At 66.0% G+C, this 11,752-nt stretch carries 8 protein-coding genes; all 8 read right to left on the reverse strand.

All coding sequences use genetic code 11. The features are described 5' to 3' along the window. Positions 1-11 precede the first annotated feature (11 nt). The gene (trmB, locus tag AUCHE_RS05725; RefSeq protein ID WP_006502330.1) at positions 12-800 is read right to left on the reverse strand and encodes a tRNA (guanosine(46)-N7)-methyltransferase TrmB; all 789 of its coding nucleotides are present in this window, start codon (positions 798-800) and stop codon (positions 12-14) included. Beyond that, positions 797-2,635, reverse strand: coding sequence for a translation elongation factor 4 (gene lepA / locus AUCHE_RS05730; RefSeq protein WP_006502331.1), 1,839 nt, complete (start codon positions 2,633-2,635; stop codon positions 797-799). The genes trmB and lepA overlap by 4 nt, the downstream gene beginning before the upstream one ends. A gap of 311 nt (positions 2,636-2,946) precedes the next feature. Beyond that, positions 2,947-4,464 (reverse strand): RNA polymerase sigma factor, encoded by a 1,518-nt coding sequence (locus AUCHE_RS05735; RefSeq protein WP_006502332.1) that lies wholly within the window; start codon positions 4,462-4,464, stop codon positions 2,947-2,949. 453 nt (positions 4,465-4,917) lie between these two features. Beyond that, the gene (locus tag AUCHE_RS05740) at positions 4,918-5,940 is read right to left on the reverse strand and encodes a DUF4192 domain-containing protein (RefSeq protein WP_006502333.1); all 1,023 of its coding nucleotides are present in this window, start codon (positions 5,938-5,940) and stop codon (positions 4,918-4,920) included. A 119-nt stretch (positions 5,941-6,059) separates the two neighbouring features. Beyond that, a complete protein-coding gene (locus AUCHE_RS05745) occupies positions 6,060-6,752 on the reverse strand; it encodes an EcsC family protein (RefSeq protein ID WP_006502334.1) in 693 nt (230 codons plus the stop codon). Positions 6,753-6,870: 118 nt separating this feature from the next. Then, positions 6,871-7,800: a PAC2 family protein gene (locus AUCHE_RS05750; protein WP_006502335.1), complete on the reverse strand. Its 930-nt coding sequence runs from the start codon at positions 7,798-7,800 to the stop codon at positions 6,871-6,873. Positions 7,801-7,996: 196 nt separating this feature from the next. Further along, positions 7,997-8,608 (reverse strand): dienelactone hydrolase family protein, encoded by a 612-nt coding sequence (locus AUCHE_RS05755; protein ID WP_006502336.1) that lies wholly within the window; start codon positions 8,606-8,608, stop codon positions 7,997-7,999. Between the two features lie 287 nt (positions 8,609-8,895). Next, the gene (gene acnA, locus AUCHE_RS05760) at positions 8,896-11,730 is read right to left on the reverse strand and encodes an aconitate hydratase AcnA (protein WP_407639823.1); all 2,835 of its coding nucleotides are present in this window, start codon (positions 11,728-11,730) and stop codon (positions 8,896-8,898) included. Between the last annotated feature and the right edge of the window lie 22 nt (positions 11,731-11,752).

Here is an 11,752-nt window from a genome sequence, read left to right on the forward strand (position 1 = left end):
AAGTTTGTCCATCAATTTCGTTGTAGACGAATCAATTCCAGGTCATGTACGAGACGTCCGGCCTCGGATCCCTTACGTTCGAAACGGGTGACCGGTCTGCCTGACCATCTCGGCGCGAAGCCGTCGTGCGGGTTGGCCAGCTCGGAACAGCAGGAAACGACCCGGAGCATCTGCTCGGCGTACTCGGCCCAGTCGGTCGCCAGACGCAGCCGCCCGCCGTCGGCGAGCACGCGGGCCAGCCCGGCGACGGTGTTCTCGTTCACGAGGCGACGTTTGTGATGTCTGGCCTTGTGCCAGGGGTCCGGGAAGAAGATCCGCACCTCGGAAACGGAGGCCTCCTCCAGACCGGTGCGCAGCAGAGCAGCAGCATCGGCCTGGAGGATCCGCAGGTTGGTCAGCCCTCGGCGGTGCGCCCGGATCGCTGTCTTGGCCGCTCCGGGCCGATAGACCTCCACCGCCAGGTGGTCCAGCTCAGGATGTTCCGCCGCCGAGGCCAGGACGGCCTCGCCGGTACCCGAACCGATCTCCACCACCAGCGGTGCACGCCTGCCGAAGACGGAGTGCGCGTCCAGTTGCCATTCCGGGTCCAGGGATGCGTCCCGGTCCAACCGCGGCGGTGAGACCATCAGCGCCTCGTGCTCGGCGCTCCACGCCTTGGCGATCTTCGGATGGATCCGTCCGTCCCGCCGGGCGAAGGAGACCACCTCACGTCGTAGACCGTACGGAAGCCGGGATGCGTCGGTGGTCGCCTCCGACATGTCGGATCCGGACGACGCCCCGGCCGCCAGGGCATTGTTCACTTCTTCTGCTCCACCTCTTCGGAGGAGAGCGCAGCGATGAAGGCTTCCTGGGGGACCTCGACCCGGCCCACCATCTTCATACGCTTCTTGCCCTCCTTCTGCTTCTCCAACAGTTTGCGTTTCCGGGAGATGTCACCGCCGTAGCACTTGGCCAGGACGTCCTTGCGGATGGCGCGGATATTCTCCCGGGCGATGATGCGGCTGCCGATAGCGGCCTGGATGGGGACCTCGAACTGCTGCCGGGGAATCAGCTTGCGCAATTTGGTCGCCATAGAGACCCCATAGGCATAGGCCTTGTCCTTGTGCACGATGGAGGAGAAGGCGTCGACCTGTTCCCCCTGCAACAGGATGTCGACCTTGACCAGGTCGGCCACCTGGTCGCCGTCAGGTTCGTAATCGAGGCTCGCGTAACCGCGGGTCCGCGATTTCAGCTGGTCGAAGAAGTCGAAGACGATCTCCGCCAACGGCAGGGTGTACCGCATCTCGACCCGCTCCGGGCTGAGATAGTCCATCCCGCGCAGGGTTCCTCGACGTTGCTGGCACAGCTCCATGATCGCCCCGATGTACTCGCTGGGCGCGAGGATCGTGGCTCGGACCACCGGTTCCCGGACCTCGGCGATCTTGCCGTCGGGGAACTCACTGGGGTTGGTGACCTCGACGACACGCTTGTCCTCGAGGGTGACGTCGTACTCCACGTTGGGGAGGGTGGAGATCAGATCCAGCCCGAATTCGCGTTCCAGCCGCTCCCGGACGATCTCCAGGTGGAGCAGACCGAGGAAACCGACCCGGAACCCGAAGCCGAGCGCCGCCGAGGTCTCCGGCTCGTAGACCAGCGCCGCATCATTGAGCTTGAGTTTGTCCAGGGCGTCACGTAGCAGCGGATAGTCGGTGCCGTCGATCGGGTAGAGCCCGGAGAAGACCATCGGCTTGGGGTCCCGATAACCGCCCAGGGCTTGGACGGCAGCCCCGGACTGGTTGGTCACCGTGTCACCGACACGGGACTGACGTACGTCCTTCACACCGGTGATCAGATAGCCGACCTCGCCGACGCCCAGACCCTTGCACGGCTCCGGTTCAGGGCTCGAGACGCCGATCTCCAACAGCTCGTGCGTCACCTTGGTGCTCATCATCAGGATGCGTTCGCGCGGGTTGAGGTTGCCGTCGACCACCCGGACGTAGGTGACCACGCCGCGGTAGGTGTCGTACACCGAGTCGAAGATCATCGCTCTGGCCGGCGCGTCCGGGTCTCCGGTCGGTGCGGGGATCCGGGCCACGATCCGATCGAGGAGTTCCTCCACACCCTGGCCGGTCTTCCCCGAGACGTGCAGCACATCATCGGGTTCGCACCCGATCAGTCCGGCAAGTTCTTCGGCGTACTTCTCCGGCTGGGCCGCAGGCAGGTCGATCTTGTTGAGGACCGGGATGATCTCCAGGTCGTTCTCCATCGCCAGATAGAGGTTGGCGAGGGTCTGGGCCTCGATGCCCTGAGCCGCATCGACCAACAGGATCGCACCTTCACATGCCGCAAGGCTCCGGGATACCTCGTAGGTGAAGTCGACGTGTCCCGGAGTGTCGATCATGTTCAGGCAGAAGGTCGACTCGTCGGTCGCCCAGGGCATACGTACGGCCTGCGACTTGATCGTGATGCCACGCTCTCGCTCGATATCCATACGATCGAGGTACTGCGCACGCATCGCTCGTGCGTCGACGATGCCCGTGATCTGCAGCATCCGGTCGGCCAACGTCGACTTACCGTGGTCGATGTGGGCGATGATGCAGAAATTGCGGATCAGCTCCGGCGGCGTCGCGTGCGGGGGTAACGCGGTGCGGGCCATGGGTGACACGTAGTGGGTTCCCTTCGCAGGTGCTGGGATGAGGCAGGGACGAGTCCACTCACCCTGGTGCTGGGATGACGGGCCTCGTCGAATCACTGGCCATCATCCCACGACCTCACCGCTCGCGGGACACCCCGCCGGTCAGGAGGCGCCCGCCTTCTGCACGAGAGTAGGGCACAACCCCGAGCGTCCTCAGGAGGACGACGAAGCGATGCGGTGCGGAGGCCCTTCCCCGGAGGAAGAACTTCCTCCGCGAGCGGGCCCCCGCGCCGAGCTGGAACGCCCTGTGACGGACGCTCCGCGAAAACGGATCAGTCGAGATAGTCGCGCAGGACCTGGCTACGGCTGGGGTGCCTCAGTTTGCTCATCGTCTTGGACTCGATCTGGCGGATGCGTTCACGCGTCACGCCGTAGACCTTGCCGATCTCGTCGAGGGTCTTCGGCTGCCCGTCGGTGAGACCGAAGCGCATCGAGACCACGCCCGCCTCACGTTCGGACAGGGTATCGAGGACCGAATGCAGCTGCTCCTGCAACAACGTGAAGCTCACCGCGTCGGCCGGCACCACGGCTTCGGAGTCCTCGATCAGGTCACCGAACTCGGAGTCGCCGTCCTCACCGAGCGGAGTGTGCAGGGAGATGGGCTCGCGGCCGTACTTCTGGACCTCGACGACCTTCTCCGGAGTCATGTCGAGTTCTTTGGCGAGCTCCTCCGGGGTGGGCTCGCGGCCCAGGTCCTGGAGCATCTGCCGCTGCACACGGGCCAGCTTGTTGATGACCTCGACCATGTGCACCGGGATACGGATCGTGCGGGCCTGGTCTGCCATCGCGCGGGTGATCGCCTGGCGGATCCACCAGGTCGCATAGGTCGAGAACTTGAAGCCCTTGGTGTAGTCGAACTTCTCGACCGCACGGATCAGACCCAGGTTCCCCTCCTGGATCAGGTCCAGGAAGAGCATCCCGCGGCCGGTGTACCGCTTCGCCAGCGAGACCACGAGTCGCAGGTTGGCCTCGAGCAGATGGTTCTTGGCATTACGCCCGTCCTGGGCGATCCACCACAGCTCACGTTTGAGCTTGTTGTCGATCTCCTCACCGGAGTTGAGCTTCTCCTCGGCGAACAGGCCGGCCTCGATACGTTTGGCGAGCTCCACCTCCTGCTCGGCGTTGAGAAGCGCAACCTTGCCGATCTGTTTCAGGTAGTCCTTGACCGGGTCAGCCGTGGCACCTGCGGTGACGACCTGCTGGGCGGGGGCGTCGTCGTCGTCTCCGTCACGGAGGACGAACCCGCGCTCCTCCGGCTCGTCCTCGGATTCCTGCGCGTTGCGGCCCCGGCCACCCCGGCCGCCGGAACGGCGACGGGTCGGCTCGTCCTCGGACTCTTCCTCCTCGGCACCTTCGACACCGAGCTCCACGCCGTCAATCTCATGGGCGTCGGCCTCGAGGACGTCGACCTCATCACCGATCTCGACGTCGATGTCCTCGGGAAGGTCACCGTTCTTGGCAGCGGTCTTCTTCGCCGCGGCCTTCTTGGTGGTGGTCTTCTTGGCCGTGGTCTTCTTGGCGGTGGTCTTGCGCGCCGCCCGCTTCTTCGGCACTACCTCTTCGCCGTCGGAAGCAGCCTTGGCCTTGGCCGCACTGGCACGAGGCGCACGGGGCGCGGTCAGTCGCACCTCGCCCTCGATCGTCACTCCGTTGCCGGTGAGGGCCGTGACGATCTGGCGTCGTCGTGGCCCTTTGACCCCGTCGGCGTCCAGTGCCTCGTTGAGGGTCTCGGCCGAGACCACACGGCTGCGCGCAGCGTTCTTCACGACCTTTGCGACGGTGGGCTCCACACCCCCTAGATTGCTGGAGCGTGACCGGGACGTCGTGGCGGATCCGTTCGGCACGTGTTTACACCGACACCTTTCGTCATCACAGAACCTGTATCGCCCCTGAGCGTGCAGGTCCAGAGCGCATCATCAAAGACACGCGCATGTTCGTAGTCGCTGGGATCGGGGCGGCCGCCGGCGTTGTGGGGTAGGTCGCTCTCAGGCGAAGGTCTCCGGCCGACCATCTGCTGAACATTATAAAGGCCGAGATGTCAATAGCGCCTACTCGGGCTGTTGCGGCCTGGCGACTTGGCCACCCGAACCGGTGAGAAGACCCCTCGCAGAAGGGCTGACACCAGGGATCCGACCAGCGGTTTCCCCGTCTGTTCCCTCCCCGGGACACCGACCTGGGAGTTCACGCCCCTCAACGGATCCAACGGGCAGGATCTCCCGGACCCGGGTTCGTCCGGAAGATCCTCAACGCCGCAGCTCCGAAGGCTTCACCCCATGAGCGATCACCGCACCCAACAACCTGGCCAAAGAATGACCCGGATCTAACGACAATGCCCGGTCCGCGCAGATCCGAGCCAACGCCCCCTGCCCCTGCTGCCAGGCACAGGCGGCCACCATCACCAGCAGGCCAGCGCGGTCCTGCTCCGGCAGGCAACGAGCAAAACGGATCATCCGATGCATCATTCCCCGTGCGCATTCCTGACCTTCATCGGTGGACAGATCAGGAGGTATGCCCAGAGAGGCGACCCCGTCGTCCAATCCGGACCGCTCCCCCTCCCCGCCCAGGAACTCAGGACAGAGCCAAGCCAACAAGCTGTCCCGTACCCCGGTCCGACCCGCACTCACCACCACCAGCCGGGCGATATCCGGCGGGAGTCGCTCCGGGGGCTGCTCCCCGTCGACCCCGAGCAGACAAGCCCAGGCCGCATAGCCAGAAGATTCGTCGAACTCTTCCGGAACCACCGACCCGACAGGCTCGTAGCGAGGAGATCCCGGCCCCGGCTCCACGGAGTCAGCCATGGCCGCCCGACTCGGCCACGGCGAGACACCCAGCAGCACGCAGGTCGCCACTGCGGGAACATCCTCCGCAGCCGGGAGCGGACGGAAGGACGTCCTGCCTCCCCCGGCGGTCAAAGACCGCCACATCCCCTGCCGGACGACGAGACTCGCCCGGACAGGTATCCCTCCGTCCTCCAATGCCACCGCGACCTGGTCCGACGTGTGATGAGTCGTCGGGCCGGCATCGGTGAACTCCGCGAGCAGCGCCCCATCGCATCCGTCGGCGGCCAACACCGCGCACAGGACCTCGAAGGCCTGCGGCGGATAGTGCTCACCCGGCGGCAGCAGATCGAGTCGTTGGATCACCCCGACCTGACGTCCACGCAGAGCCACCACCACCACCACAGAATCGTTGGGTCGGTAACCCAGGAGATAAGGCAGGGCGACTGCAAGTTCTTCAGGCCGGTTGACGTGCACCGCAGATGTCATGACCGACATCCTGAGCAGCCGGGACATGCTCGAGAGCACACCCGGGAGGAGATGTGGACGCAGCCCCGGAGCCGACCGTCCTTGTGGACCGGCGCAGGCTCCGGGCTCCAGGCTTCCGATCAGGGGTTCATCGTCTGATCCCGGCGGGGGAACTCGGTACGGACATGGTTCGCGATACGCCTGCACATGAATCCGTCGAGGCCAGCCCCCAGCAGACCGCCGGCCAACGGGACCCCCCGCCCCAGCTTGGCCAGGCTCTTCTTCCCGAACTGGGTCACCAGCCGGAACCCGACGCCCTTGTTCACCGCCATCAGCACCGGCCCGGGGAGTCGCTCGGCCGCCAACGTGGCGACCCGACCTGAACTGGCGTACCCCGCTTTACGCAGGACATCGTCCGCGTCCGCTCCCACCAGGGAGAGCAGGACCGCCGATCTCACCTCCGGGCGGTTCAGATCGTAGCCACGCAGATGTGCCACCGCTGCGGACATCCTGGTCACGACGACATAGAACCCCAGGACATTTGCGGGCAAGGCGACCGGGAGAGTGATGAAACCGCCCAGGCCGGTCACGAAACCGCTGGCGGCGCACAGTTTGAGATGGTCGCGGACGACCGCGTCCACCGCGCCCTCGGCGGAACCGGCCTTCGCCTGCGCGGTCCGGGCCACGGATTCCGCTGAATCGAAATGGCCCTTGCCGTCGATCCCGATCGCCAGAAGGCGTTCCACGAGCTTGGCCGCCGACCCTGCAGCACCCTCCGAAGCCACCACGTCCTGCGATGGCCGGGAACCACCCTGCTTGTTGAAGACGCCCACGCTGATCCTCCTGAAATTCCACTCGTCCTGAGATCCCGGAATCTCCGGGACGGACTCCTGCACACCATGCCCCTCGAACGACCTCCCAAACCTCCACTCCGCAGTCCGATCGGAACGGTCAAGGAGCAGATTCCCCGCCCCGGTCCTCGTCCTGACTCCGCAGGAAGGCCTCGAACTCCTCCCCCAGCTCCTCCGCCGTCGGGATCAACGAGTCGTCCCCAGCCAACAAGGCCTTGCGCTGCCGCCCCGAGATGAAGGTGTCGTACTGCTCCTCCAGGGCGTTGATCACCGCAGGGGCGTCCTCGGTGCCGGCGACCTCGTCCGCGATAGCGCGCTGGTTGTCCGCGGAGGCGATCTGCAGTGCAGCGTCCGGAAGGTTCAACCCGGTGGCCGCCACCAGGTTCTCCAGTCCGGCGAGCGCCGCCGAAGGGAAATCCGCCTGGGCCAGGTAGTGGGGGACGTGGACGGCGAAGCCCAGGGCCTGGCGTCCGGCTTCGCCCAGTCTCAGCTCCAACAGGCTGGAGAGTCCGGCAGGGACCTTGACCTTGTCGAAAACCGATTGCTTCCCGGCAACGAGGTGTTCGTCGGTGGCATGTGCCGTCACCCACAGCGGACGGGAATGGGGCACGGCCATCGGGATGCCGTAGACGGTGGTCACCAGCTCGACCCCGAAGCGGTCGAGGATCCCCCGGACGGCTTCGATCATCCGTTCCCACTGGTAGTCCGGTTCCCGTCCGGTCAGCAGCAGGAAAGGGGTGCCATCGTCGTCGATCACTTCGTAGAGCACCAGGGTGGGATCGTCGTAGGCGGTCCACCGGTTCTCCTCGAAGGTCATCGAGGGTCGCCGTCCCCGGTAGTCGAAGAGCTGATCGATGTCGAAGGTCGCGGCGACCCGGTGATCGAGGGTCGACAGCAGGTGGTTCACCAGGATCCGTTGTGTGCCTCCCGCGTCCAGATATCCGGAGAAGGCCACCAGCATGACCGTGGCACGCAAACTGCCGATGTCGGTGTCGGTCTCGAAGTGGTACAGCTCGCGAGGATCACGCATCTGGGGTCTCCTCCTCCCGTCGCGATTCGCGTGCGCCGTCGGCGCGTTCACCTCCCTCAACGCGCGGTCGGATGAGTCGATTCCCTGCCTCACCCTGCGCAGCATCCGTCGGGGGGACATCTGTTGCGCGGATCTCCACCAGCGGCGGGCTCCTCGCCCACCGGACAACCGGTCCGTCACCGGGTTACCTCTCGCCCTAGCCTCTGCTGGGGATGTACCCAGCTTCCAGTCGAATCAGGAAACGCATCACGCGTCGCCATACCAACTCGGTCAGACCGTGATCGTATTCCTCGGGGAGATCGGGGTCGGTGAACAGGTGCTGGTCCCCGGGGTAGAGGTAGACGCTACTGCAGGATCCGGCCCTGGCCGCGAGCCGGGCCAGGCGGACGGGCGCGAACTCGTCCACCCAGGGGTCGTCGACCATGTGGTGGGCGTCGACCGGGACTCCCAGGGGCCAGGGTTCGTCGTCATAGGCCCCGCCTCCGCCGATCAGGACCGCTCCGCGTGCGCCGGGACGGTGGATGGCCAGCTCCTGGGCGATGCCGGCGCCCATCGAAAAGCCGAGGTAGACGAGCTCTCCGGGGAGTTCTTCCACACAGGACCAGGCCCGGTCGACGATGGTGGTCCAGCCGATCTCCTCCATGCGGAGGACTCCGGCGTCATATCCACCCGGTCCGCCGTCGAAGCTGACGCCCTCGTAGAGGTCCGGGGTGTGGACGGTGTGTCCTTGGTCGCGTAGGCGTCGGGCCGCGTCGAAGACACCCGGACGTCTTCCCAACGCCGAGTGGAAAATCACCACCTCAGCCACGTGCACCCTCCCGGATCCAGCACCCGGCGGGCGCCCTCGTGGACAGCCTGCCACCCCGGGTCGACGAACGGGGCTGAAGGACGGTGAACTCTCGCGCTGCGTGAGATGCGGCCCGAAGGTCCTGAGCCGGTCAGTCTTGGCCGTATCCGGGAGGAACTGTCAGGGCAACTCTGCCACCAGCAGGGTCGTGGTCCTGCACAGGGTCCTGGCCGGGGCCGGATATGCCGGGGGGCGGGACGCAGGAGGGTCTTCTCCGTGCGCCCGCCCCACCGGCGTCAGGTCTGCGGTCAGGACTTCACGAGGCCTCGCAGGACGTACTGCAGGATCCCGTCGTTGCGGTAGTAGTCGCGTTCGCCGGGGGTGTCGATGCGCAGGGTCGCGTCGAACTCGGTCCTGGTGCCGTCGGCCGCGGTGGCCACGACCTTCACCGTCTTGGGGGTGCGTCCTTCGTTGAGCGCGCTCACCCCGGTGATGTCGAAGGTCTCCGTGCCGTCGAGCCCGAGGGAGTCGGCGTTCTTCCCTTCCGGGAACTGCAGCGGCAGGACGCCCATCCCGATGAGGTTGGAACGGTGGATGCGTTCGTAGCTCTCGGCGATGACGGCCTTGACGCCGAGCAGCCGGGTGCCCTTGGCCGCCCAGTCGCGGGAGCTTCCCGAGCCGTATTCCTTCCCGCCCAGGACGACCAGGGGGGTGCCGGCGGCCTGGTAGGCCTCGCTCGCCTCGTAGATGGTGGTCTGGCCACCGCCGTTGAGGAAGTTCCGGGTGAAGCCGCCTTCGACGCCGTCGAGCAGCAGGTTCTTCAACCGGATGTTGGCGAAGGTGCCGCGCACCATGACCTCGTGGTTGCCTCGGCGGGAGCCGTAGCTGTTGAAGTCCTTGCGTTCGACGCCGTGGTCGGCGAGGTACTTGCCGGCCGGGCTGTCCGGTTTGATGGCGCCGGCGGGGCTGATGTGGTCGGTGGTCACCGAGTCGCCCAGTTTGGCCAGCACCCTGGCTCCGGTGATGTCCTGCACCGGGGCGAGTTCCATCGTCATGCCGTCGAAGTAGGTGGGTTTGCGGACGTAGGTCGAGCTCTCCTCCCAGCTGAAGGTCTTGCCCTCAGGGGTGTCCAGACCCTGCCAGCGGTCGTCCCCGGCGAAGACGTCCTTGTAGTCCTCCACGAAGATGTCCCGGGAGATGGCCGCGGAGATGGCGGTCTCGACCTCGGTGGGGCTCGGCCAGATGTCGGTGAGGTAGACGTCGTTGCCGTCCTGGTCCTGGCCCAGCGGCTGGCTGTCGAAGTCGAAGTCCATCGTCCCGGCGATGGCGTAGGCGATGACCAGCGGCGGGGAGGCCAGGTAGTTCATCTTGACGTCCGGGCTGATCCGGCCCTCGAAGTTGCGGTTGCCGGAGAGGACCGCGGTGACGGCGAGGTCGTTGTCGTTGATGGCCTTGCTGACGGCTTCGTGCAGCGGGCCCGAGTTGCCGATGCAGGTGGCGCAGCCGTAGCCGACCAGGTGGAAGCCGAGTGCTTCCAGCGCGGGCCACAGCCCGGCCCGTTCGTAGTAACCGGTGACGACCTGGCTGCCGGGGGCCATCGAGGTCTTGACCCAGGGCTTGGCGTGCAGGCCCTTGTCCACCGCTTTCTGGGCCAGCAGGCCTGCGGCCATCATCACCGAGGGGTTCGAGGTGTTGGTGCAGGAGGTGATCGAGGCGATGGCGACATGGCCGTGGTCGATCTCGAAGGTGCCCTTCTCGGTGGTCACCGGGATCTTGCGGGAGGTACGGCGCAGGCCCTCGAACGGGCGGGTACGCACGGCGCCGGCGGTGCTGCTGGGCAGGTCGCTCATCTGGGCCGGGGCGTCGGAGGCGATGTCCTCGTGGGCGTCCTCGAGCTCCACGTCGCCTTCGCGGCCTTTCACGTAGGCGGGGAGCACCTGGCGGAAGGCTTTCCTGGCCGAGGCCAGTTCGATGCGGTCCTGGGGGCGTTTCGGGCCGGCGATGCTCGGCACGACGGTGGACAGGTCGAGTTCGAGCTTCTCGGAGTACCGGGCTTCGGCCTGCGGGTCGAGCCAGAGCCCCTGCTCCTTCGCGTACGCCTCGACGAGGGCGATCTGCTCGTCGTCGCGGCCGGTGAGACGCAGGTACTCGACGGTGACCTCGTCGATGGGGAAGATGGCGCAGGTCGAGCCGAACTCGGGGCTCATGTTGCCGATCGTGGCCCGGTTCGCCAGGGGAAGGGCGGAGACGCCGGCGCCGTAGAACTCGACGAACTTGCCGACGACGCCGTGCTTGCGCAGCATCTCGGTGATGGTCAGGACGACATCCGTGGCGGTGACCCCGGCGTTCATCGTCCCGCTGAGTTTGAAGCCGACGACCCGCGGGATGAGCATGGATACCGGCTGGCCGAGCATGGCCGCTTCGGCCTCGATGCCGCCGACTCCCCAGCCGAGCACGCCGAGGCCGTTGACCATGGTGGTGTGGGAGTCGGTGCCGACGCAGGTGTCGGGGTAGGCCTGTCCGCCGCGGGACATGACGACCCGGGCGAGGCGTTCGATGTTGACCTGGTGGACGATGCCGGTGCCCGGCGGCACGACGGCGAACTCGTCGAAGGCGGTCTGTCCCCAGCGCAGGAACTGGTAGCGCTCCTTGTTGCGCTGGTACTCGATCTTCTGGTTGATCGAGAAGGCGTCCCGGCTGCCGGCGACGTCGATCTGGACGGAGTGGTCGATCACCATCTCGGCGGGCGCGAGCGGGTTGATACGGCTGGGGTCGCCGCCGAGTTCGGCGACGGCTTCCCGCATGGTGGCGAGGTCGACGACGCAGGGCACACCGGTGAAGTCCTGCATGACGACACGAGCCGGAGTGAACTGGATCTCCGTGTCGGGTTGCGCGTTCTCGTCCCAGTTCCCCAGGGCACGGATGTGTGCTTCGGTGATATTCGCGCCGTCCTCGGTGCGAAGCAGGTTCTCCAGCAGCACTTTCAGGCTGTACGGGAGGGTCTGGCTTCCGTCGACGGCGGCCAGCCGGAAGATCTCGTAGGAGGCATCACCCACGTGGAGGGTGCCTTTGGCCTGGAAGCTGTCACAGCTCATGTCGGGCTCCTTCACAAGTTCTCTCGATATCAAGATATCTAACCACATCGATACCCGAACCAGAACAACA

It is taken from the genome of Austwickia chelonae NBRC 105200 (assembly GCF_000298175.1).
GTDB classification, from domain to species: Bacteria; Actinomycetota; Actinomycetes; order Actinomycetales; family Dermatophilaceae; genus Austwickia; species Austwickia chelonae.

What these genes read in the sequence shown, in the direction of transcription:
- lepA (WP_006502331.1), bottom strand. Translation starts at nt 2,635, where the DNA reads ATGGCCCGCACCGCGTTACCCCCGCACGCGACGCCGCCGGAGCTGATC.
- AUCHE_RS05740 (WP_006502333.1), bottom strand. Translation starts at nt 5,940, where the DNA reads ATGACATCTGCGGTGCACGTCAACCGGCCTGAAGAACTTGCAGTCGCC.
- AUCHE_RS05750 (WP_006502335.1), bottom strand. Translation starts at nt 7,800, where the DNA reads ATGCGTGATCCTCGCGAGCTGTACCACTTCGAGACCGACACCGACATC.
- acnA (WP_407639823.1), bottom strand. Translation starts at nt 11,730, where the DNA reads ATGTGGTTAGATATCTTGATATCGAGAGAACTTGTGAAGGAGCCCGAC.